Annotated in this window: 29 protein-coding genes; 1 reads left to right on the forward strand and 28 read right to left on the reverse strand. The window is 50.6% G+C overall.

All coding sequences use genetic code 11. The features are described from left to right. The coding region (locus tag CCE92_RS16120) for a hypothetical protein (protein ID WP_206601385.1) at positions 1 to 201 on the forward strand (201 nt) is incomplete at its 5' end. A gap of 39 nt (positions 202 to 240) precedes the next feature. Here the strand turns inward: CCE92_RS16120 and CCE92_RS00505 are convergent. The 28 genes from CCE92_RS00505 to CCE92_RS00635 form a co-directional block, all read right to left on the reverse strand. Next, complete coding sequence (locus tag CCE92_RS00505) at positions 241 to 486, reverse strand: DUF3006 family protein (RefSeq protein WP_088005583.1); 246 nt, start codon at positions 484 to 486, stop codon at positions 241 to 243. A gap of 12 nt (positions 487 to 498) precedes the next feature. Then, the gene (locus CCE92_RS00510) at positions 499 to 2,226 is read right to left on the reverse strand and encodes an S-layer homology domain-containing protein (RefSeq protein ID WP_088005584.1); all 1,728 of its coding nucleotides are present in this window, start codon (positions 2,224 to 2,226) and stop codon (positions 499 to 501) included. A gap of 159 nt (positions 2,227 to 2,385) precedes the next feature. Then, positions 2,386 to 3,120, reverse strand: coding sequence for a Panacea domain-containing protein (locus tag CCE92_RS00515; protein WP_088005585.1), 735 nt, complete (start codon positions 3,118 to 3,120; stop codon positions 2,386 to 2,388). Continuing rightward, complete coding sequence (locus tag CCE92_RS00520; RefSeq protein WP_162287782.1) at positions 3,113 to 3,808, reverse strand: nucleotidyltransferase family protein; 696 nt, start codon at positions 3,806 to 3,808, stop codon at positions 3,113 to 3,115. Before CCE92_RS00520 ends, CCE92_RS00515 begins: the two co-directional genes overlap by 8 nt. A 171-nt stretch (positions 3,809 to 3,979) precedes the next feature. Beyond that, entirely contained in the window at positions 3,980 to 4,867 is an 888-nt protein-coding gene (locus CCE92_RS00525) for a M15 family metallopeptidase (protein WP_088005587.1), read from the reverse strand. A gap of 18 nt (positions 4,868 to 4,885) precedes the next feature. Continuing rightward, positions 4,886 to 5,206: a hypothetical protein gene (locus CCE92_RS00530; protein WP_088005588.1), complete on the reverse strand. Its 321-nt coding sequence runs from the start codon at positions 5,204 to 5,206 to the stop codon at positions 4,886 to 4,888. An 18-nt stretch (positions 5,207 to 5,224) separates the two neighbouring features. Beyond that, positions 5,225 to 5,626, reverse strand: coding sequence for a hypothetical protein (locus tag CCE92_RS00535; protein ID WP_088005589.1), 402 nt, complete (start codon positions 5,624 to 5,626; stop codon positions 5,225 to 5,227). 126 nt (positions 5,627 to 5,752) lie between these two features. Further along, the gene (locus CCE92_RS00540) at positions 5,753 to 5,941 is read right to left on the reverse strand and encodes a hypothetical protein (RefSeq protein ID WP_088005590.1); all 189 of its coding nucleotides are present in this window, start codon (positions 5,939 to 5,941) and stop codon (positions 5,753 to 5,755) included. A 53-nt stretch (positions 5,942 to 5,994) separates the two neighbouring features. Next, positions 5,995 to 6,393: a C40 family peptidase gene (locus tag CCE92_RS00545; protein WP_088005591.1), complete on the reverse strand. Its 399-nt coding sequence runs from the start codon at positions 6,391 to 6,393 to the stop codon at positions 5,995 to 5,997. Positions 6,394 to 6,406: 13 nt separating this feature from the next. Next, on the reverse strand, positions 6,407 to 7,051 hold the full coding sequence (locus tag CCE92_RS00550; protein WP_088005592.1) for a DUF4376 domain-containing protein: 645 nt from the start codon (positions 7,049 to 7,051) through the stop codon (positions 6,407 to 6,409). A 27-nt stretch (positions 7,052 to 7,078) separates the two neighbouring features. Continuing rightward, a complete protein-coding gene (locus tag CCE92_RS00555; RefSeq protein WP_088005593.1) occupies positions 7,079 to 7,702 on the reverse strand; it encodes a hypothetical protein in 624 nt (207 codons plus the stop codon). A gap of 3 nt (positions 7,703 to 7,705) precedes the next feature. Then, positions 7,706 to 9,214, reverse strand: coding sequence for a pyocin knob domain-containing protein (locus CCE92_RS00560; protein WP_088005594.1), 1,509 nt, complete (start codon positions 9,212 to 9,214; stop codon positions 7,706 to 7,708). 15 nt (positions 9,215 to 9,229) lie between these two features. Then, positions 9,230 to 9,868 (reverse strand): hypothetical protein, encoded by a 639-nt coding sequence (locus CCE92_RS00565; protein WP_088005595.1) that lies wholly within the window; start codon positions 9,866 to 9,868, stop codon positions 9,230 to 9,232. Beyond that, on the reverse strand, positions 9,861 to 11,039 hold the full coding sequence (locus CCE92_RS00570; protein ID WP_088005596.1) for a baseplate J/gp47 family protein: 1,179 nt from the start codon (positions 11,037 to 11,039) through the stop codon (positions 9,861 to 9,863). Before CCE92_RS00570 ends, CCE92_RS00565 begins: the two co-directional genes overlap by 8 nt. Continuing rightward, positions 11,029 to 11,388, reverse strand: a complete 360-nt coding sequence (locus tag CCE92_RS00575; protein ID WP_088005597.1) for a contractile injection system sheath initiator — start codon at positions 11,386 to 11,388, stop codon at positions 11,029 to 11,031. The genes CCE92_RS00570 and CCE92_RS00575 overlap by 11 nt, the downstream gene beginning before the upstream one ends. Further along, positions 11,385 to 11,762 (reverse strand): Gp138 family membrane-puncturing spike protein, encoded by a 378-nt coding sequence (locus CCE92_RS00580; RefSeq protein WP_088005598.1) that lies wholly within the window; start codon positions 11,760 to 11,762, stop codon positions 11,385 to 11,387. The genes CCE92_RS00575 and CCE92_RS00580 overlap by 4 nt, the downstream gene beginning before the upstream one ends. An 11-nt stretch (positions 11,763 to 11,773) precedes the next feature. Next, positions 11,774 to 12,556, reverse strand: coding sequence for a phage protein (locus tag CCE92_RS00585; RefSeq protein WP_088005599.1), 783 nt, complete (start codon positions 12,554 to 12,556; stop codon positions 11,774 to 11,776). Then, positions 12,553 to 12,867, reverse strand: coding sequence for a phage baseplate plug family protein (locus tag CCE92_RS00590; protein ID WP_088005600.1), 315 nt, complete (start codon positions 12,865 to 12,867; stop codon positions 12,553 to 12,555). Before CCE92_RS00590 ends, CCE92_RS00585 begins: the two co-directional genes overlap by 4 nt. 6 nt (positions 12,868 to 12,873) lie before the next feature. After that, positions 12,874 to 13,449, reverse strand: a complete 576-nt coding sequence (locus CCE92_RS00595; protein ID WP_162287783.1) for a LysM peptidoglycan-binding domain-containing protein — start codon at positions 13,447 to 13,449, stop codon at positions 12,874 to 12,876. A 2-nt stretch (positions 13,450 to 13,451) separates the two neighbouring features. Next, entirely contained in the window at positions 13,452 to 17,135 is a 3,684-nt protein-coding gene (locus tag CCE92_RS00600; protein WP_162287784.1) for a peptidoglycan DD-metalloendopeptidase family protein, read from the reverse strand. A 108-nt stretch (positions 17,136 to 17,243) separates the two neighbouring features. Further along, positions 17,244 to 17,375 carry a hypothetical protein gene (locus tag CCE92_RS16285; RefSeq protein WP_277621510.1) on the reverse strand — a complete coding sequence of 44 codons (132 nt, stop codon included), beginning with the start codon at positions 17,373 to 17,375 and terminating at the stop codon, positions 17,244 to 17,246. Positions 17,376 to 17,421: 46 nt separating this feature from the next. Continuing rightward, positions 17,422 to 17,682: a hypothetical protein gene (locus CCE92_RS00605; protein ID WP_088005603.1), complete on the reverse strand. Its 261-nt coding sequence runs from the start codon at positions 17,680 to 17,682 to the stop codon at positions 17,422 to 17,424. Between the two features lie 98 nt (positions 17,683 to 17,780). Then, positions 17,781 to 18,182 (reverse strand): phage structural protein, encoded by a 402-nt coding sequence (locus CCE92_RS00610; RefSeq protein ID WP_088005604.1) that lies wholly within the window; start codon positions 18,180 to 18,182, stop codon positions 17,781 to 17,783. Positions 18,183 to 18,199: 17 nt separating this feature from the next. Further along, on the reverse strand, positions 18,200 to 19,219 hold the full coding sequence (locus CCE92_RS00615) for a DUF3383 family protein (protein WP_088005605.1): 1,020 nt from the start codon (positions 19,217 to 19,219) through the stop codon (positions 18,200 to 18,202). Between the two features lie 17 nt (positions 19,220 to 19,236). After that, positions 19,237 to 19,710, reverse strand: a complete 474-nt coding sequence (locus CCE92_RS00620; protein WP_088005606.1) for a phage neck terminator protein — start codon at positions 19,708 to 19,710, stop codon at positions 19,237 to 19,239. Next, the gene (locus CCE92_RS00625) at positions 19,707 to 20,075 is read right to left on the reverse strand and encodes a hypothetical protein (RefSeq protein WP_088005607.1); all 369 of its coding nucleotides are present in this window, start codon (positions 20,073 to 20,075) and stop codon (positions 19,707 to 19,709) included. Before CCE92_RS00625 ends, CCE92_RS00620 begins: the two co-directional genes overlap by 4 nt. Then, positions 20,075 to 20,683, reverse strand: a complete 609-nt coding sequence (locus CCE92_RS00630) for a hypothetical protein (RefSeq protein ID WP_206601386.1) — start codon at positions 20,681 to 20,683, stop codon at positions 20,075 to 20,077. The genes CCE92_RS00625 and CCE92_RS00630 overlap by 1 nt, the downstream gene beginning before the upstream one ends. Continuing rightward, entirely contained in the window at positions 20,683 to 21,027 is a 345-nt protein-coding gene (locus CCE92_RS00635) for a DUF4054 domain-containing protein (protein WP_088005608.1), read from the reverse strand. Before CCE92_RS00635 ends, CCE92_RS00630 begins: the two co-directional genes overlap by 1 nt.

Raw genomic sequence — 21,027 nt, forward strand, 5'->3', positions numbered from 1 at the left:
GCTCAGCTGGGAGAGCGCTACCTTGACAGGGTAGAGGTCGCTGGTTCGAACCCAGTAGGAATCATCAATGAAATATCGTTCAAAACATTGATGTATCAGTGTTTTGAGACAAAGGAAACCGGGAGTGCTTGGGCACATTCCGGTCCTTTTTTTATGTCTGTATCATGCCATGTGCCGAAAGTGTGCCTATTTCTAAAATGAACGCAAAAACCCTCTACCTTAAATGGCAGAGGGTCTTACTCATTTTCGCTTTTTCAGTTCATCCATTTTCGCCTTCATGCGCTGCTCGACTTTCATCGTCTCATAATAAAGCGGCTCTAGGAAAGCCTCTCCATCCTTAACGCGCACTTCAATGATCAGTCCCTCCGGCACTTCAAAAGGAAATTCCTCGATCGGAATGATTTCTTCTATCGATTCGTCCGGTCTGTAAAGCAGCTTCACAATTCCATCTTGGATGGAATCAACTGTGTATTTTCCGCTTTTCATGTCGCTACTCCTTTATGGACGCTCTGAGATAAGGACACCGGATGAATCATAAAGTTCCGCTTCATCACCAGTGTTATTCCAGATATACGCGTCGGACCATTCCAAGTCACTCGGCGGATTGTGGATAGAACTGCGGCCAGAATTGATGTTTACACTGTAGCCAGCTCTTAAAATATAGCCTGCCGGGAATGTGTAGACTTGATTTCCTTCAACACTCACAAGCATCCACCCTGTCATATCGACATCGACAGAGCCTGTATTCTGAATGGTTACGGTTTCCGACTCCAGATTCTTGCCGACGATTTGCGGTGCGTACGTCGTCTCGTCAACTGGCGGTTTAGGCGGTGGCGGCGTTACGCCTCCATCAGTCGGCGATTCAAGCTGCGTGACATAGAGGGAAGTTCCGTCACTTTCCACAATCACTGTTCCGTCCATTGTGCTGATGACTTCAGCGCCGGAATTCAGCAGCCGGTTCACGACAGTCTGCGTAGGATGGCCATATGAGTTCTCACCTACAGAGATCACCGCAAGAAGTGGATCCACTTCGTCCACAAACGCTTGAGTCGTGCTCGAGTCGGAACCATGATGGCCGACTTTCAGCACTTCGGCATCCAGATTGTAATTCGCCACAAGTTCCGCTTCGGTTGATGCTTCCGCATCCCCTGTTAAAAGGAAATCATTCAGCCCATGTGTCAGCATGATTACAATCGAGCCTTCATTGAAATCTGAAGCTGCATCATTCACGGCAAGCACTTCCGCTTCAACTGAAGCATCATCTGACACATCGTCTCCGACTTCAGCCACTTGGAATGTCGCGCCGGATGCTTCGACAGCAGCCAGGTAGTCCGCAAATACTTCCGTTGTATGGACCTGCCCGCTATCAACTACGTGAGTTACGCCGTAGTTATTGATGACATACGCCGCGCCGCCAATGTGATCAGCGTCCGGGTGCGTAGCGATGAATGTATCAATCTGCGTTACGCCGACAGCTTGGAGAGCTGCGTCAATAACAGTACCGTACCGGCCTGCATCAACCAATGCCACTTCGCCGTTCGGATACTCGATCAGGATAGCATCCCCTTGGCCTACTTCCAAAAATGTCACTTCGACTTCACCCTCTGTCACCGGGAGGGCGAATACTTCTGGGTTGACCGCACGAGCCATGAATGCTGCGAATTGCTCGCGTGTCAGTTCCACATCCGGGCGGAATGTTCCGTCTGGGTAACCACCTGCTACGCCGAGCGTTCGCAGATCAGCAATCGCCTCGTAGGAGCGCATGCCGGAAGCAACATCACTGAAGTTCTCTGTTCCATCCACTGCGGATCCGTCAACAAATGCGCGATGCAGGAAAATCGCCATTTCTGCGCGTGTTACGACATCACCTGGACGGAATGTGCCGTCAGGATAGCCATTGATAATACCTACGTCTGCGAGGGCATCAATATAACCACTTGCTTTCACATCGGCGTCAACGTCAGGAAATTTGGTATCTTGCTGCGTCCCGCTGAATCCAAGCGCACGTCCAATCATGATAGCTGCTTGAGCTCGGGTGACATCCCCTTTCGGCTGGAATGTCCCGTCCGGAAAACCATTGATAATCGTCTCCCCTGTCAGGTACATGATTTCATCGTAAAATCTGTCGCTTGGATCCACATCGGGAAAACCAGCTGCGATTGCGGGTGACGTGAATACGCCGCCGAGCGAGAGCGTTACAACCAAAACTGCGATAAGTTTCTTCAAAAACTTTTCCTCCCTCTTTATCTTATGTATTACTTCTTAAAAGTAGCATATTGGATTCAGAGGCAGTGTGGATTATTTGCTGTTTCTGGACATTCGACAAAACTTCTTGTTTTTCGACAAATAAAAAGCCCTTCACTATTTTTAGTGAAGGACCTTTATTTAAGAATAGGCCGAAATTATATCATCTGTAATGAGTTTGTTTGCACCCGGTTTGTAAACTTTAGCCCAAGGCTTCCCTGGCTCATGAGTAAGCTCTACTAAGTCCCAAGCAGAAAGACTTCCGTACTCCTCGATTACAGAATGAATCATCTTGATGGTTAGCGGGCCGTGTTCGGATGAAAAAATCCGCATAAAAGAAGGGCTGATCGTCATATCGGCGGAATTCATAATAATGCTATCATCTTCTTCGTAGGGAATAAGATGAGAGCCGTAACTCTTGAAAGCATCATAAACAGATTCTACAACAGGACCATGTTTCCAAGCGTAAATAGGATCTTTGAACATTGGCACGCCTGTTGCTTTCAAGAGCTTCTCGTAAGACAAGTACAGTATCTTTTGCAGTTTCAAAGGGCTCATCGGACTAATAGTTAAAATAAACTTAGCTACATCTACGGCACTGAGGGTTTGTTCAGCGCTAATCAGTTCAATAAATCTATCTTTATCGTTTGTGACCAATAAGTCCTTGAAATAGGAATCTGATTTAACAACCGATTCCCATTCAGGCGATTCAGTAGTCAATTTATGGATTCCCAGTTTGATGTCGCCGTTTTTTCTCTTTAATTGCCCGAGAAATTCTTGAATTAAGGTTGAGTCCACTTTTTCAGCACTATAATGCCAAGCAAAGCGGATTCCCTTTGAATAAAGGCTAGTAATAGCGATGAAATGTTTATACATCTTTCTTAACCTCCTCTATGAGCGGCATCTGCTTATAATCCTCTACCCACTTAGTATAACCTTGTTTGTGTATAGAATGCGAACATATGTTACTTTGAGTATCTTCAGGATTCCAAATCTGTAATTCCCAAGGGAAATATTTATTATTACCGTTCGAGAAATAGGCGTGTGTTGCTTTATATTCCCCTTTCGAAGCATTATAAATCCGGAAAGGCTCTATCTGAACCAGATTTTTAATATGATCGATTGCAGCTTCGCTATGGTCAAAACCATCAATCCATACCCTTAACCCAAATAAGTCATTTAGGCATTTTTTGATACTCATAGCACCTTTTTCTTCTTTGTCTTTCATATAGTGCATTAGCTTTGCTACTCGAGAGTCAGGATCTTTAATTCGAATACTTATATCAAAGTCTAAACCAAAGAAATCATAGGCTGGTTCGTATAAGACTGGAATCAGCCCTTCACAGTAACTATTCATATACTGAAGGAAATGGGTATCGAGAGTGACTTTATTATCTTCTTCAGAGTCCGTTGAAGAGAGACAGATATTTTTCACTTGGCTTCTCTTTAGGTTATAAACGTCCTGCAAGTCATTTAACCACTGTCTAGAATGCTTATGGTGAAGGGTGTTCGTATGTATGATCAGTTCAACTAAAGGCTTAAAGTCAACTAAAGCTATACTCACCCTATCCCCCCACTCATTTATCGGCATCTTCCTTTGATTATAAACATACCGTTCTTTCATAAACAACATTTTGAGAAAATAAAAATCACTGCATCTTCAATATAGAACGCAAAAAGCCCTCTGCCGATTAAGGCAGAGGGCTTTCACAATACTCATACTCGATTCTTACTTTTAACTGTGAATTCGATAAAGCATCGCCCACAGTTCTTCGCGTGTGACGGGACGTTTGGGATAAGTGCCATCGCTAATCTTTTTCTCGGTCACCCATTCATGCGCTTCCTTGAACCGTGGTGACGGCTGTGCGTCCTTCTGGTATTGTTCTTCCTTTTCCACTTCTGGTTCCTCCTTCGCTGCCGTTTTGACTTCCGGAGCCGGCGCTTTCAATTCGTCCAGTGCCTCATTCATTTCCGCCAAACTTCCCGGGCCATAAAAACCATCCACTGTGAGGGCGCGCTTCCGCTGGAACTCTTTCACAGCCGCTTCAGTCGCAGGCCCATAATCCCCGTCTATGCCACATTTGATGCCGACCATGTTCAGGTACTTCTGCAGCGCTTCGACACGGCCGCCACTGTCACCGATGCCGAGGTAATTTCGCTCCGGTACCGCCGGAACCTTCGGGCGCTTTCCGGACGCCAGCTGCTGCCAGGAGAGCCCGCCGATGTCGATATGCGGATAATCTTTAAACGAGGTCCAGTCGCCGCCCCACTGGAATCCGAGCTCTTTTGCGATGGCTGCCACCCGCCGCCACTCGTCTGTCACGCTCCAGATCGCTTGATTGCCATCCTCCGACACAATGACATAATCCACAGCATAGCCGTAGTTGTGGACCGACTGACCGGCCCGCGCATTCGTGACGATGTTTCCGGGAGCCGTTCGTCCTTGTGCATACAAGCGGTTCTGCTCGGCCGCTGAACGATAGCCGGACGTAATCTGCACTTCTATGCCTTCGTGGTACGCCTGTTTGATCAGTTCCATGACGAGGGCTTTTACTTTACCGTTAACCGCGCCCATGTTTTCTTCCGACCGGCGCATCAACTCGAATACTGATACTCGTGCCATACTTTACACTCCCTCTCTTTACAGATCAAAACTGTCTTTGTCCTTCGGTACGACGACCGCTGGTTCTTCCACTTCTTCAAATTCGATTCCTTTATCTTCCAAATAGCGTACTTTTTTCTCGTTCGCCTTTCGGAACGCGGCCCACTTCGGGAAATGGTTGCTCAAAATCCCTTTAAGATTGACCGCCAGCACAATCACCGCACCGAGTAGCACACCAAATGCGTTGATGGAATCCATCGTAAACCAGTCATACGTCACACCGATCGACACAAAAAAGAACAGAAGCGCGGATAGGACCGCGACCACCTGCTCCACCAAATCTTTTGTTTTCTGTTTCATGGTTTTCCTCCTCCTCTCCTATTTAAGGAACAATTCGATTGCTGCAGTGACCGCGGCGATCAATCCACCCCCACCGAGTGCGCTGACGGCAGCCAGTGACACCTTTTCGCCGGTGCTCAACCGCTGCATCGTCACCCGTTCCTTGCTGTCGAATTCCCGTCTGTCCATTTCCAAAAAATGCTCGGTGAACTGTTCCAGCATCTTCCTAGTTCGGTGTCCGTCTTCCATGACCGTAACTTTAAGACTGTCCTGTGCATGGCGGATTTCCGTGACTTCAGATTTGATCGTCTGCATTTCCTTTTTGATTTCCAACTGGCCACTTTCGACCGCTTCCAGACGCGGCAGAATGTTTTTATTGATTAAATCATCGTGCGTATTGACCGTTTCAAACATGGAAAGATCATCCCCTTTGTTCGGCATCCTCTTCCCCCTTTCAACAGTGACTTCTCTCTTTTTTCGGTATATAAAAAGAGCGCTGGAGCGCCTTGGATTTTTGCATAAAAAAGAACGCCGGTGAGGGCGTTCTGGTTTATTTAGTGATATCAATCAAGATTCGTCGAGTATTTCAAACGAAGAAACCTTATTGCTATCAATCCAAATCTTTTTTTCTTTATCAACAGACAGGTAATTAACTGTAGCTCCACCGCCATGCATCTTTTCCAAAAACTCGTCCATGCTTTTAAATTTACTTGTTGCGTATTCTTTCCCGCTGTTCATTATAATTTTCATTTTCATTGATTCCCCCCCTCTCTATATCCATATTTCGACAAAAGAGGGAGGAATCCTTTTTATTCGACAAGTTCAGTAACGGCTTTATACAGTTCATTCGGCGTCATCCCCGTCCACGACGGTTTATGCATAGCATGGGCAATCAGCTCCGAACAGATAAACTGGTCCGGCGTGTTCCAGATCTTCCCCCATCGGAACAGGTACCAAAAGAACTGCCCGTAATCGTATTCGTAGCCGACGAATTTCCATGCGATCTCCATGTCCAACGGCACAGGCACCAACTCGTAATTACTGAATCGGAATGGGCGTTCTTTCACCCCATCCGGATACTGGCTGTCGAGCACATTGCCGTTATCGAGCAGGATCGCCACATGAGAAAATTCCCCTTTATCAAAAAAACGGATCAGCCGAGCCAACAGCGATGTCCCTCTGACGAAAACCAATGTACCTGGCTCCATACGCATCACTCCCTCACCAGATTATAGCATCAACTTCGGCGTTCAATGTCGCGGCCAATACCTGCGCCTCCAGCTGCCAATATTTCTCCTGCTGCGTGACTTTGTGCGCCGTCGCATCGTTAATGACCTGCTGGAATTCAGGCACGGTGAACACCTGCACGCCGTTGTTCTTCGTTTTCCAGCGAATGTCCGCGGTATCGCCGCTCACAATCAGCAGCAGCTGCTGTGTAAAGTTTGCCTGGTCTTTTTCATTAAAGCCGAACTCATTCGTCCCCGATGTAAAGCCAGCATAAATGGCGGCCGTGCATTCTTCCTTCAACTTTAAGATACGGGCGTCCTTCAGTTCGGCGATTGGCGTTGAAATCTTGTCTAACTTTGCGTATTTCTCCGTATCATTCATGTTCATTCGCTTTAAAGCTGCGTTCTCCTCGAGTAAACGAGCCGCTTGTGGATTGTTGCGGATAGAAGAAGATTCAGTGACAATCCCTTCATTATTTACTACATGTACAGTGATTGTGTGCTCGTATTCATATCCCGGGACGTGCTCAGGCACTTCCGACTTTGCGATCAAGTAGTTCCCGCTTCTCGCCGCCACCTCTGTATCATGAATTTGAATGACGTGTCTTGCGTCCTTGTGGTATTCCAGATAGGTCAGCATGTGTCTGTCCCCCTTTGGTTAGTGCCCTTATTTGAGTGTGATGCCATAAATGGTCGTCTTCCGGTCTTTTCCGGCAGCATCCCCCAGATACGTTCTGAATCCGATGCGGTAAAGCCCCGATAACGCGGAAATGTCCACCGTCTTAACCCCTCGGGCTTCGTGAAGGCCGAAGTTCACTTCCGCGGCAGCGGCGTTGTCTGTATGATTGATTATCTGAAGATACGTCAGTCCATAGCCTGTGTACATCGAAACGCCATTGCCATCATACACAGTGACTTCGACATCAAATTCGGCCGTCGTGTAATTTGTCAGGTCGATGCTGTCCGCTGTAACTGACGTTATGTTCCCGTAAGAGGCACTGCCGTCGCTCAGCGCTGTCGTGTTGACACGGTTGTAGATGCTACTGGCTACAGTGCTGTGATCGTTGGACGTGGACACGCCGGTAGTGGAAGCAGTCCTATTCATGACTTCGAAAGTATATGCAGAATTCGCCCCACTATACACTTTTAAGAGATAAGTGATGAAGTCCTGCCACACTCCGCCCTTAAACACTCTCCCGATTTTCTTCAATGCCCATGCGCCATTTTGGAAAACATGAATCCCTTTGACCGCCGTCAAAACGCCTGCCTTGTTCACTTTTATCCGTGCCACGGCTTACACCTCAATCCAAATATCGCCTTCACCAGGTGCAGTCGGCGCAGTCGCTGAAACCGTGATTTTCCCAGTACCAACACCTGTTACCTTCTCGTTCCAAGCAGTTCGCTCATCGGAATTGATGTGCTGAATCGTATTCTCGGCATGCGCATTAACCTTCGCCTGCGCGCCGGCGGTCGTCTCCAGCTCGGTCCATGCGCCCCACGTCCCGCTCCCGCCGACTTGGGGCGGGTTGCCGGAACGGGTGTAGAGTTTTCCAGTGCTGTGTTCAGAGACAAGCTGAGTAATGGTATCGGATTGTCCGTGAAGGACAAGCATCTGACCGAAGTTAGCGGCGGCGCTGGGTTGGTTTGCATGACCACTTTGCAGACGGTAGAATCCGCTTGCAACGATGGTATTCAGGTCGGCATTCGCGGGGACCTGTCCCTTCGAATTATCCCCAAAGCCGAAGCTCCGCGTCCATGTCTTCGCGTCGTTCGTACCTTTGGATGCGGCTGCATCCGCCTTCGCCTGCGCCCCGGAGGTCGTCTCCCGCTCAGCCCATGCTGACCAGCCAGCTGATGTGTAAATACGGGAAAACATGCGTCCGGAGGCTGCCAAGGCAAGCTGGCCATAGTTACTTCCCTGTATGACAATGATGGCCGCGGTTTCTCCGTTCGGGGCATTTAATCCGGCATTGGTAACGTAATAGAACCCTCCGGCTCGCGCATCGTTTGCATCGGCAACACTTTTCGCAATAGCGCCGAGCCCAAGTTCCTTCGCCCAGTTGATGGCGTCCGCTTCTGCCTGATTAGCTTTCTCTTGCGCACCCGCCGGTGTCTCCTTCGCGTTCCAGTTGTTCTTTTCCGTGTCAGAGACAAACCGGTTATTCACGTCCTGCGCAATGATGCTCGGTGCATGCGTCGCCGGGTGAACATACTTATTGGCACCCGATTCAATCCCGCCAAGCTTTGTTTTTTCGGCCGATGTATAATCCTCGGTCGAGAGCTGCTTTCCTGTCACCTTGTCCACTTTCGCGTCAAGGGCATTGGAAACCGATGTTGCAAAATCCGGGTCATTCGCAACAGCAGCCGCCAGTTCGACCAACGTGTCCAACCCGACAGGTGCGCCGTTCACCAGTGCATTAACTGCAGAATTCACTTTCGCCTGCGCACCTGCCGGGGTTTCCTTCGCATTCCAGTCCGTTCGTTCAGTGGCTGTGATGTGGACGGTGGTATCGTCTGTATGCTCATCAAACTCAATTTGTGTAACTTCACCGGCAAGTGAACCGTCTGCATTGATTGGCTTGCCGTCCGCATTCAGGCGAGCGATTCCGTTCGCTACACCTACCTGCTCGGAATGAACAGCGTTCTGTTGCAGTTCGAGCAGCGCTTGATCGAGCAGCCGGAAAGTCCAGTTGAAATACTCGGCTGGCGGCTTCTGTTGTGCTTGCCAGCCCGCATCTTTTAAGGATTGAGGTGGCTCGATTCCGACAGCTCCCCAGCCTATTAGCGGTTGTTGAAATGGCATCTAAGTTCCTCCTCTCTAAATCGGCAGTTCTTGATCACTTGATGGCTCGAATGCCGCACCGAAGTAACCGCCTGTTGTGCCGTCAACATCGGAAAAGCCTGCTGCCGCATCCGTTTCCATCGGCAACCCGCCGAATTCAAAGGTACCGGTCAGCTCGATCGATGCGACTTTAACACCCGCTGCCACGGTCTTCTGGATGATCTTCACGAACTGCTCGGGTGCCAGACCGGATTCATTGATCTTGGCGAGTGGCACTTCAATCACTTTGATGGCCGCCGGTTCCGGCTCAGTCGGGTCGTTCCACTTCTCTTGAATACGGATCGTCGACGGATCGGCGTCCAACGCCAGTGACAGCACACGGATGATCGTATTGATGTCACTCGTCGACAGGTTGCGGGCGATTTTGGATTTTAATAAAACCCGGTAAACTTCATCCGTCGCGATCCCGCGCGGCTGCTGAATGTTCTCGCCGATCAGGTCGAGCGCCACGCCTTCCGCATTATCGATCAACCGCCATTCCTTGATTCGGATATTCGTCGTTTCCAAGTCCTGCAGCTGCTGCGAAAAAATCTGAATGATTTTTCCTAAATTGCTGTTGGAATCTTTATTGAAGACATCCGTGAATTTTTTCAGAATATCAATGGTTTTATACATTGATGGTCACCTCAATGAAATCGTCAGCCGTCTGTGCTACCTGCCGGCTTGAAATAGCGATATTGCCTTCCGCATAATTCATCCCATCTGTAGACAGCGACAATGTGATATCTTCGATACCTGGCACTTTAAAAATCTGCGCAATGAGCTTCGAATAAATCACATCTTCTCCCATATTCAAGCCGGCATAGAGCGCGCCTCCCGCATCTTCCCCGCCGACGAACTGGATCAGCGTCTGTCGAATTCGCGCGCCGCCATCTACGGGAAATGACGTGTTTTTGGTGATGCTTAAACGAACTCGGACCAAGATTTCTTCCGCACGCGAAAAAGCGACGTCGTGAACATGGCCGGCATCGTCCTCCACTTGGACCAGCACGTCACCAAACGGACGGATGCCGCCTGCCTTGGAGTTGAAGATGATCTCCGCAATCTCCTGGTCAGCCCCTCCAAGCACATACGCTTGAAAGCTGTGGGGCGGCCGGCCTTCTGAATCTGTGACAGCTAAGTTATTTTCGATAACAGCTGCCGCCCGGACGTCCGGCACCTTCAGCAGCTTTGAACGAATGGCTGGCAGTGTAGCGGCACCGAGCCCTTCGACCGTCAGTCCGAATCGTTCCCGCAGTTCCTGGTCGGTCTCCCGCTCCCGGCCGCCTGTGGTCGGCTCCGGATTCGTCACTGTATGGATGTTGGCGCTCGGGTTTACAATCACCAAAATAGCGCCAGTTGCTACATTCCCGGAGCGGCCGGTCACTTGCGCCTGAATCGGCGCAGTTCCGTTCCCCACTCCATCCAGCACCACGCTCTCTGTTGTTTCAAAAAACACATCCGCTTCAGTTGCAACGACAAAGCCAGCTGGTACTTCGAATCCGGCCGTTCCACTGATCGTGATTGTTCCAATTGCGTATCGCGCCGGATTCCGCCGGATTCCGCCATACGGCAAAAGCCGGTCCAGGTTCTTGTCTGTCGCTGTTCCGACATATGCGGAATAGTAGACGTCTTCATTGTCCTTCCAGACGAGGGACAAAAACCACGCCATGATCATCAGGAGGATTCCAAGCACGGACTTTTTGCCGAGCTGGATGCTTTCTCCGAATAGCTCCCGGGCTTTGTTCTCGATTTCCATTAGAATTTCATCATATGTCTTTCGGCGGTATCCAAATTTATCGAGCATTCAGTGACACCTCCCCCTCAATCGTTTCGCCACCGCGGATTCGGACACGAAAAAAGACCGACAGCTTGCGTGCCTGCCGATCTTGCTTGATTTGCAGATCCTCAATGAGTTCCACTCGTTCTTCCTGGCTGATCGTCGCAATGATTGCCGCCCGAATCTGACTGTCGGTCGGCTTGCCGATGATCGCTTTAAAGTCCAGCCCGAAATCCGGATGCAGGAACCATTCCCGTTTATTCGTCGCCATTGCCAGATACAGCGACTGACGGACCTCTTCGACTTCATCAACGAAAACCAGATCCGCTTTATCGAGTGCCAGGTCACCGGTTTCATCCAATTTCAATGTTTTCATGTAATCACCCCTACTATGACCGCGCCGGTTAGTGGGAAAAGCCGGTTCGGGCTCGGGTAAGCCGGCTGACCGGTCAGCGCATCATCCAATTCGCGCTGCGAGAAACTGAGGAGCACGATATCCCCCGCCCGAATGACCGGCAGGTATTCCCGCTCCACTCCATCCACTTCAAAGCGCTGGAAGAGCACCGGCACGCTTTCTAATACAGGTAATGTCACCGGTTCCCGGCCTTTTTCTTTTGACTTATACAGCGGCTGCACCTTCGCTTCCCGCTGGGCTTTATCGTAACTGATCACTTTCGCCGGCATGGACGTATTGATGGAAAGCAGAATATCCTGCTTAAACTTCCGGAAAAACGACATGTCTTCACTCACCGCTGCACCTCCTAATAAATCAGATCCAGTTCAGTCGTGAACTGGCTGCCGGTCCAACTGTGCATCCCCCGGTAGACATAAAATTTCCCGTTTGCCGCAGCAGATTTCAGCGTAACAGCATTCGCGGTCGATAGCCGGTGCTGCAGCAGGGATTGCACACTGTACCCGGAAAGGCTTTCTTCTTCAAACGGCGCTGGCGTACCGATTAGCCCGCTTTCTTCGCTCAGCGTAAATTTGCTCGTCTCTCCACTGTGGATCCCGCTGACGAACGCCTTGCCCTTGCTCATGTAAAAGGTGACGCCGCACTCTTTCGCTAAACTAGACAGCGCTTCGACAATCTCCCCGTCTATGGTATAACCCTTCGCATACGTCTTATCCCATGCAAGTCGCACAGTCGCATCCAAATTGAGAATAGACAGCAAATCGGCAATGACCTGCGAAGCTTTGATGTTCTTTTTGTACGCTTTACTGAGGGTCTTCTGTGTATCCAGCGGTTGTGAGTCCAGGACATACAGCGTCGTCACTTTATCGACACCCTGCCGGACTGTTTTCGTCTTAGAAATATAGCCAGACAGCACAACGCCGATGTCACCTTTATAGCCAGCATTTAAGACCAGTTTCTTTTTTTGCTTGAATCGATTGATTGTATCGTCCGTCAGATTGTAAATCGACAGCTCAGATTCATTTGGCTCCACATCACTGTCGAAAGGGACGCGGAAATCAATATCCAGTCCCTCACTCGTCAGTGTCATGCCCGCGCAATGGATTTCTGCATATCGGCCGAACAAATTCACCGGTTCATCACCACCAGAAAGACTGTTTCGCCTAAATTCTTATAGGTGACGTGCTGTTCATTCCCGGATTCGTCAAGCGGCACGATGGTCGGTGCCGGGAACCGCCGATCATACACGTCTCGAAAAAGCGGCACGCCGTAGACAATCTTCTCGCCAAGGACAAGCGTTTCGTCGCCTTTAAACAAATCGATTGTAAAAAAATCATACGTTTCATTGTATCGGACCTCGAACGTGTAAATCTCGATTGGCAATGCAATGTCGAAACGGTATGGAATGTTTTCTTTTTCGATTGGTAAGTACTCAAATCGCATCTCGTATCACCCGACTCTCAGTTTTACGCCGATTGGAATTGCCCTTGCCGGGTACGTATTCCATGACTGCAGTTTCTGCACACTCACCCCATATTGCCGGGATAATTCCCAGAACGTATCGCCGGCCTTCACAATGTGATAGACGGCTGATTCATTCTTGTTCTGCGTCTGTTTCTGACCGGCATTTGTAACCGGTTTGGTCGGCGGTGTGTATTCCACTTCCGCAATCCGCACCTGCTTCAGCGTCATGCTAAAGCTGTAGCCATTGGCCGTGGATTTATCAGCAGCGAATTTGAAGCTTTCAATCAGCACGTTCTGCACGATCTGCCGACCTTCGTACTGCAGCTTCGTGCCGTTCTTTTTCCAGTCCAGAATCTTGTTGATCAGCGTCTGCACCCGCTCTTCAGTGGGACGGACGAGAAGGCCAGACAGTGAAACGACTTGGGGCTCACTCGACACATGATCGTTCATGGTCAGCCCGTTTTCGGTTTTGTGACTCGTCACTTCGCCGTCATGGGCATAGTCCTCGCTGCTTACATGAATTTCGTAGCCCTCCAGCCGTGCTTTGCCATTCAGCTCCATTCTCATCCCTCCCGATTAAAGAGCATTCTGCGGTTAAATTTCGCGTACTGTTCTTCCATTTCTTCGCGAATCATTTGTTTCATCTTGTCGACGGTACCCTCATCCGCATTGCCTTGGATGGTGATGTTGATTTCCGGGTTGAAGTGACCGCTTCCGCCGACAGGTGCCGGAACAGCTGGTTCATAGCCGCCGGCCGTCATCGCCACGCTGTCCTGATGGCTAAATACTTCCGTGCCTTTTCTCAGGTGCATGAGCTCGGGGCCACGTTCACCGACCCACGCCCACTGTGAGCGCTGAAGCGGGCCGTTCGTGCCTGTTGCAAAGCCCGGAAAGCTGTTCGGGTTAATCGCACGACCGTTCTTCCGGATTTCGTAGTGCAAGTGAGGGCCTGTGCTGGCCCCCGTTGAACCGACGAGCCCGATGATCTGCCCTTTGCGGACCGTGTCTCCCGTAGAGACCAGGTTCCGGCTGTTGTGCTGGTAGATATAGTCGAACGGACCCGTTCCGACCTTGACGTAATTCCCGCGCAGGCCATGGTAGCCCGCGTATTTGACGATGCCGCTGGTCTGCGACGGAATCGGCGTGCCAATCGGTGCGGCGAAGTCAACGCCTCGGTGCATGGTCGAACCGATGCCGCCCGGTGAGCGTCTCGGGCCGAAACCGCTCGTCATCGTGAAGCCGCCGAAATTGCCACCGGCCGGCAGCATGTTCGCGATTTTGTTTTTCACAAAACCGATCACTTTTTCTTTCACGAGAGACAGTGCTCCACGGCCCATCTCGCCGAATGCCCCGCCGATGTTGGACGGGAAACCAAAACCGAACAGTTCGAGCGCTTTGCTCATCAACTTGGACGGATTCGAGATGTAGCTCCAGACATCCAGTCCGAAGTCCTTCACCTTACCGACGACATTTTTCGCACCTTCCAAAACGCTGGTCGATTTATCCTTCAGCCAGCTGGCGCCGGTCCGGATAGCATCGCCGATCATGTTGCCGGACTCATAGGCCGGATAGAAGTTGTTGAAGACCTTTTGCGTGTCCGGCCCGGACAGCACTTGTGTTCCTTTCGGCAAGTTCATGAGCGTATCTGTCGCCGGCGACAGCCCGACCAAGCCCTGCGGTGTTCTGAACAGTTCATTCATGCCGCCGTCGCCCAAGATAGCCGGGCCGCCAGGATGGAAGTTCGTGCCGCGGGCATATTGTTGCGGCCCTCCTGGCCCGGCGTGTGCCATAGCTACGCCGCTGACCGACGGTGTCCATGGCGGGATAGCAAAATCAATTCCTAGTTTACCCATCACCCAGTTGATTCCGCCGGTTGCCCCGTTGATGATCTGGGCAAATCCTTGCTTCAACTTGGTTCCAAACGACTTGATGCCGTCCCATGCTTTGCCGCCCATTGCCTTGATACCGTCGCCGATTTTTTTCGGCAGGGCCTTCGCTGCGTCGACGATTTTCCCGAAGGTCGTGGAAATGCCGTCCTTCAATTTTGTCATGATATCATCGAGTAGCGTCCGCATTCGAGTGAATCCGGTGACGGCAAAGTTTTTCACTTTGCTGACGCCTGACTTAAAGAGACTCGAGGCGGTAGACCAAAGAGTTGTGATGATCCCTTTGAATCCAGTGAAAAACAATTTCCCGGCACTGAGAATTTTCCCGAACATCTGCAATTGAATGAAGTTCCAGATAAATTTAATCGCGCCGAAGAAGATTTGCTTGATGCCTTCCCACATTTTGCCGAAGTCGCCTGTAAAGAGCCCAGAGAAAACTTTCACGAGACCCATGATGACATCCAGCGCACCATCGATGACGCCTTTGATGTTTTTCCAGACGGATTTGATCAACGCAAGCACGGCCGGCCAAATGAATTTCATAACCGCCCAGATGGCATTGAGCACACCCTTAATCAAACCACTGATGAAGTTCCAAACATTCTTTCCTGCCTTAAGGATTTGTTGGCCTTCAGAATCCCAGAATGCCCGCAACTGCGCGAGTTTTTCCTGACCGAACGAAACGACCGCACCGATCGCCTGATTGATAAAAGGTTCGAGGAATCCCCATACTTCACGGGCTTTCGACTTAATCGCTTCCCATCCGGAAATGACTGCGTTTCGGAATGTTTCAGAGCGCGTCCATAAGAGATAGAGAGCTGCAGCAAATCCAATGACTGCAGCTGATACGAGTAAGACCGTCCCCATCATCGCGCCGAGGCCGGTTACTAATGGGCCAATAATCAGGAAAACAGCCGAAAATGCAGCCTTAATTCCTCCGAACAATCCAATGCCTATTGCCAAAGGCGACAACAGCAACGTGAACGTCGTGACCAGGTAAAGGAACATGCCGCCGATCTTCGTGATCCATGGGCTGATGTCATTCAGTTTCTGGACTAATTCACCAATCTTCGTACCAGCTTTCACTACATACGAGGCGAGTAATCCCCAGAACTCGACAAACGGCGCGAGTGCATCGGCCCACGTCGCTTTAAAGTCCTCCCATGCAAGTCCGAGCGGTGTAAGGGAATCCTGCAGGGCTTTCACTTTCTGGTCTGTTACTTTCCGGAGACCCTCCAATTCCGTTTCTGCGGATGTGCGAGCAAGCGCATGTTTTTCTTTCCACATGGCGACGTATTTCGTCAATCCTTCATCGCTCATCTGCGTGAGTGCCGCAATTTCGCCGGCAGCTGCAGGACCCATTTTCCGCAGTTCCTGAATAAACCCTTTATCCAATCCCTTGGCTGCAAGTTTCCCTAGGTTTTCCTGCCAGCCACGCATGACTTTCACTTGCTGCTGCAGATTCAAAAACAGCCGCCGCGGATTCGTCGCATCAATTGTTACCTGCTCGAAAAGACTGAAGGTATTATAGATTTCATCCGTCCGTTTCTTCAGTTCCTTCTCATATTCAGCCCATGCTTCTGCCTGCGCCGCAAGGTTCTCTTGGACATCTGGCCCAAGCGCCGCATTCGCCATAATCGCAGTGAACCCAACCCACGCAACAGCAGCTACAACTGCCACTGCCTGCATCCGCATGATCCCCCGATTGATAAGCGCAATCCGGTCCTGCAGGTCCTTCATGCTCGCGTTCGGTCCGAGCTGTTTCAGCGCAACAAACGCAGCGTTCCCTTCACGCGCCATCTTCTCAAAGCCGCCGGTCACTTTCAGCAACGGATTGTTGACCCGATAAATGGCATTGCCCATCTGATCATAGTTCTTGCTGATCTTCTCGCTCTGCCCGCTCATGGCGCTCAGTGTTGCGACCGTCTGAACTAATCCGCGGCGCATGCCGACGTTATTATTGATCATTTGATCGGTCGCTTTCTTATGCGCTTTTCCGAGCTTGCCGATTTCATCCATGAATTCATTGGTCGTGCCCGTGTAATGGCCCATCTGTGAACCGAGCTTCTGCATGCTGTTCTCGACTTCCAGAATTTCCGAGCGGTATTTCCGCATCTCGTTGTTGTTTTTGATGAGCGATTTCCGCATATCTGTACTCATGTCCTGCCAATCGGCGGCCATCCGTTGGGCACTTGTGCCAGTCTGCTTGGCCAACTGGCGAATGACAGCGCTCTGCTGATTCATCTGCTTATTAAACGCTTGGGACTCCTTGATCATGCCCCGGTTCGTCATGTCGATGGTCTTGCTCATCTTGTTCATTTCTTTTTGGGCTTCGCTGGTCGCCCCGCCCAAATTGCCCATCTGCTTCACAACATCCTGCAGGGGAGACGGATTGGCCGCTATGCCGACCGCCAAATCTCGTAAAGTAATGGTTTTCCCCTCCCTTCTGTTATGTATTTTTGTTGCCGTTTAGCGATTTGCCGCGTTATCTTTTTCAATCTGCAGATCAATGGCCGCATTCACTTCGAGCAGCTGGTGCTGGCTCATTTCTATCGCTTCGGAATAGGTGAGCACCTTGGCGACGATTGGCCGCCAGAACACCCAGTCCTTCTTCACTTTCGCTTTGTACCAGGACGGATCTTCCCCGTTACTTTCCAGTCCTAAGAAAGTTCATGGCTTCTGTAATGACCTCTTCGTATCCATCGTTTTCGTCGAAGTACTCAAAGTCCACTTTTGGTTCCACGATGACGTGCTTGAAAATTTCTTCCGACAATTTTTCAGAAGACATCATACCGCCTTCGCGCTGAATCCGGTCTTGGATCTGGGTATATGCCCGAGTTCCCGGGTGCTGCAGCGTAAATTCTGTTCCTTCAACTTCGACAACTTTCTTGGATCCTAGTTTTGGCATTTTCTGTACCTCCGATATAAGTTTTAAATGCAAAGAAGCAGCCCGGTTGGACTGCTTCGTGATTCTGCTCTGATTTTGGTTATGTGATTTCATTCGACTCACTCTTCAGTGTAGTCGAACACGACGATGGAATATTCCCGATTGGCCGCTTCCTTACCATAGCTTCGCGCTGCCGGCCGCTGAATCCGGCACATGGTACCGCCGGACTTCTCTTTCGGCTCATTCGTGTTCATGCAATAGACCGGCACCAAGCGCTTCGACTTGGCGATGTTATCCAAGTACGAAACATATGGGCTCGTCTGCTGTAGCACGAGTGTGGCCGTGCGCGTCTCGTCATTCGTTTCCGATACGACGACATCTCCCGGAGCTGCGCCGACCGAGTATGAGAACCCGTCTTCGGCCGCTTCGAATGAAATGAATGTGCCATCCGCAAGACCGGTGATGTGCATGTTATCGACTGTGACAATGACCTTACTAGAATCATATACACCTACTGGCATTCGTTATCCCTCCTTGATTAGTAGCTGATGGAGCCGGTGATTTCCGCTTCGTGGATGGCTCCTGCTAATTCAAAACTGAAAGCCCCGCCTGTATAGCGGCGGAGCGCGCGATCTTCTTCCGATGTTTCAGCACGGCTCTTGAAATTGGTCTGGAACAACGGGTTATTCGCTTCATCGCCGGCGATAATGCCTTGGTTAAATCCGCGCTTCAGAACAGACAGGACGCCCGCTTCCAGTGTGGCAATACCGCCGTCTGTATACGGAATTTTGCCGGCCTGGTTCTTGATTTTCTGGACTGTGTGCTCGATGTTCGCTTTCACCCAGTCCTTGCCGTGCATTACGTCGATATATTCACCTGAGAGCACCTTGCCTTCCGATGTCACGTCATCGCCTGCCTTCGTCACATAAGCATAGCCATTTGCGTCCTCGATAGCCGTCACTTCTGCAGGCGACAGATCCTGCGACGTGATGCCGACGAGCGTCTTGCCCTGCCAAGTAACAGAACCGACTTCGCGGGATCCGACTGCGCCAACAATGGCCGCGTCGATATGTTCGGCATCCGGATGGACCGCCACGAATGTCCGGTCACCCGTTCCAAGCCCAGCAAGATCTGCAGCTGCAGCCACCTGTGCGGAAAAGAGTTTCGGTACGCCTGTCGCATTCGATCCTTCCACGACTGCTGCGATGTCGGCCAAATCGATCAGATCATCCTCCGTTACAATAAGGAAATACCAGTCTTTCGAAAGCAAGCTTTCAACCAGATCGGCGGCTGTCGTGATGGCTCCGGCCACGGTGGATGCCGGGTCGAATGCAGCGACTGCGAATTTCTCCGGCCGGTTCTCCTGCGCGAGCAATGCTTCTGCCTTTGCATAAACTTCTGTTGTGTCATTGAAATCTGCGGCTAATGTCTGCAGGTCACTGTACTCCGTGTAAGGGAATCCTCCCGCCAGTTCACCGACAATTAATGGTTTTCCGAATCCGACAGTTCCTGCTGGTCGGTTCGTGGTGATGCGTACGGTTACGTCACTCAATGGCATTTGTCATACCTCCTGTATTAAATATTGATTTCATCCATTGGTTCTTCCTGATACTTGGAGCTGTCCACATAGCGGATCCGGACGTCGATTCCGTGGCGTCTCTCGTAATGATCTCCGAGCAAAACACTGCGGTTTTGAGTGGATGAAACTTCAATCACCGCTATCCCGTGATCTGCCAGCAGGGTGCGACCGGTCCGCTCGAAATACTCAATCAATCCATAGCAGTAATCCAGTGCTTCATCCCGGTTCTCAGAATGAGCGGTGAATGAATAGGTGGCTTCCTTCTGATTCGCGTAGGTTTTGACGAAACCGGCAGCTGTCTCCCCGTGGGTAATGCTGTCGTGCCCGTTCTTCCCGTTGTCCCGAATGACGGAATACAACACATAAGGGCGCTCCGGAATTTCCCCATCGTCATCGTCCGGTATGATTGGAATCTGCAGGTGATTGTAGAGCGCTTGGACGAGCGCATTCCGGATACTCACACTGATCATCGGCCACCATCTCCCATGCTCGTCCGTTTCGCGTAATAGACATTGAAACCGGCGTAATGCCCATACGGCTTGTCACCGGTAATCCGGTAACTTAGGCTGTCCACAGTCACGACATCATTTTCCGCAAGCGTTTTCGGTTCTTGCAGATAAATCTTTCGGTCCTGTCGGGTATACGTGCCGGCTGTGTCGAACCGCAGGTCATCATTCCCGAGCGGAACCACAATTCCCTGCATGTCCTTCGCTGGAAGCTCAGTTCCTTTTACCGTTTGGCCGCCCCTTGAATAGTCACGGTCGCTCGGTGTGCGAGGGATCAGCTGAAACGGTCGGTTATATTCAGCGAATAAGCTGCTAAAGTCAAATTCCATTACCGTTTCCTCACTTTCCACGTCACCCGTTGCCGCATGCCGCCTGTGTCAATCAGCGGATTGGACGAGCCTTTGTTTTTGACCGTGATATCAGCATTGGCTGGACTTCTCAGGCTTGTCATTTTTCGCTGGATATCCGCGACCGCTTTCGCGCCCATTTGCTCGAACATCTGCTCGACCGACATTTCAAACTGCAGCACGCGGTCCAAACGTTCTTCCAGAAATGCCGTCCAGTTTTTCTCTTCTTCATCGAATGTCGAACGGATGAACGAACGCTCCGGAATTTTGACGCTCTTCCGGAGGAAAAACATGATTTTCAGTTCGCCATCCTCACTCACAGCAAGATAATCTTTCCCCTTTGGCCGGAACAGCCCGGGAATCTCACCGGCACTTCTGCCTTTCGCATGTTCTGTCGGGATGGTCAAGGCGCTGCCTTTTGCCTTGATCGTCATGCCGAATTCATGAACACCGGCAATCATGGTGTAGAACTCATCATCCTCGCCGAAAATGCCGATTTCGATATACATTTTGTCCAGATCATCAATGACCTGCTGCAGTTGCGCCAGGTTGTCTTCCTGTACGGTGATTTTCATCTGCGTCTTCTGCATCACAGCACCGTCAGATTCAGCGATGGACGAACCGCAAACCGCTTCAGCAACCGCGCATATTCCTGACCATAAGCTGTTGCGTCGAGTCCTTTGTTTGATTCCGAGCCGTCCTGATACGTCTGCGACATGTCCGCAACTTTCTGCTGCTGTACCTGGCGCACGTTGAGCGAAGCCAGATGCGCCGCCAAGTACCGGACCGCCCGTTCCCGATATGCTTCCGGAACGGAAGAAGAGGACACCTCAAGCGAGGCATCCTCAATATAGACAGCAAGATCGGTGTCCGGTAACGACTTTAGATGATTGGCAATTGATTTTATTTTGACTGCTGTTGTCAACGGCTCCAA

It is taken from the genome of Indiicoccus explosivorum (assembly GCF_002167005.1).
GTDB lineage: Bacteria > Bacillota > Bacilli > Bacillales_A > Planococcaceae > Indiicoccus > Indiicoccus explosivorum.

Bases quoted from the DNA above. Each gene is read 5' to 3' on its own strand.
- CCE92_RS00615 (WP_088005605.1), bottom strand. From the start codon at position 19,219: ATGCCATTGAGTGACGTAACCGTACGCATCACCACGAACCGACCAGCA.
- CCE92_RS00600 (WP_162287784.1), bottom strand. From the start codon at position 17,135: ATGGGCAATTTGGGCGGGGCGACCAGCGAAGCCCAAAAAGAAATGAAC.
- CCE92_RS00550 (WP_088005592.1), bottom strand. From the start codon at position 7,051: ATGCTGACCTATCTGGAATACCACAAGGACGCAAGACACGTCATTCAA.
- CCE92_RS00610 (WP_088005604.1), bottom strand. From the start codon at position 18,182: ATGCCAGTAGGTGTATATGATTCTAGTAAGGTCATTGTCACAGTCGAT.
- CCE92_RS00625 (WP_088005607.1), bottom strand. From the start codon at position 20,075: ATGGAATTTGACTTTAGCAGCTTATTCGCTGAATATAACCGACCGTTT.
- CCE92_RS00575 (WP_088005597.1), bottom strand. From the start codon at position 11,388: ATGAAAACATTGAAATTGGATGAAACCGGTGACCTGGCACTCGATAAA.
- CCE92_RS00505 (WP_088005583.1), bottom strand. From the start codon at position 486: ATGAAAAGCGGAAAATACACAGTTGATTCCATCCAAGATGGAATTGTG.
- CCE92_RS00560 (WP_088005594.1), bottom strand. From the start codon at position 9,214: ATGCCATTTCAACAACCGCTAATAGGCTGGGGAGCTGTCGGAATCGAG.
- CCE92_RS00620 (WP_088005606.1), bottom strand. From the start codon at position 19,710: ATGATCAGTGTGAGTATCCGGAATGCGCTCGTCCAAGCGCTCTACAAT.
- CCE92_RS00565 (WP_088005595.1), bottom strand. From the start codon at position 9,868: ATGTATAAAACCATTGATATTCTGAAAAAATTCACGGATGTCTTCAAT.
- CCE92_RS00535 (WP_088005589.1), bottom strand. From the start codon at position 5,626: ATGCCGAACAAAGGGGATGATCTTTCCATGTTTGAAACGGTCAATACG.
- CCE92_RS00530 (WP_088005588.1), bottom strand. From the start codon at position 5,206: ATGAAACAGAAAACAAAAGATTTGGTGGAGCAGGTGGTCGCGGTCCTA.
- CCE92_RS00515 (WP_088005585.1), bottom strand. From the start codon at position 3,120: ATGTATAAACATTTCATCGCTATTACTAGCCTTTATTCAAAGGGAATC.
- CCE92_RS00595 (WP_162287783.1), bottom strand. From the start codon at position 13,449: ATGGAGCTGAATGGCAAAGCACGGCTGGAGGGCTACGAAATTCATGTA.
- CCE92_RS00605 (WP_088005603.1), bottom strand. From the start codon at position 17,682: ATGCCAAAACTAGGATCCAAGAAAGTTGTCGAAGTTGAAGGAACAGAA.
- CCE92_RS00570 (WP_088005596.1), bottom strand. From the start codon at position 11,039: ATGCTCGATAAATTTGGATACCGCCGAAAGACATATGATGAAATTCTA.
- CCE92_RS00630 (WP_206601386.1), bottom strand. From the start codon at position 20,683: ATGCAGAAGACGCAGATGAAAATCACCGTACAGGAAGACAACCTGGCG.
- CCE92_RS00545 (WP_088005591.1), bottom strand. From the start codon at position 6,393: ATGGAGCCAGGTACATTGGTTTTCGTCAGAGGGACATCGCTGTTGGCT.
- CCE92_RS00540 (WP_088005590.1), bottom strand. From the start codon at position 5,941: ATGAAAATGAAAATTATAATGAACAGCGGGAAAGAATACGCAACAAGT.
- CCE92_RS00590 (WP_088005600.1), bottom strand. From the start codon at position 12,867: ATGCGATTTGAGTACTTACCAATCGAAAAAGAAAACATTCCATACCGT.
- CCE92_RS00525 (WP_088005587.1), bottom strand. From the start codon at position 4,867: ATGGCACGAGTATCAGTATTCGAGTTGATGCGCCGGTCGGAAGAAAAC.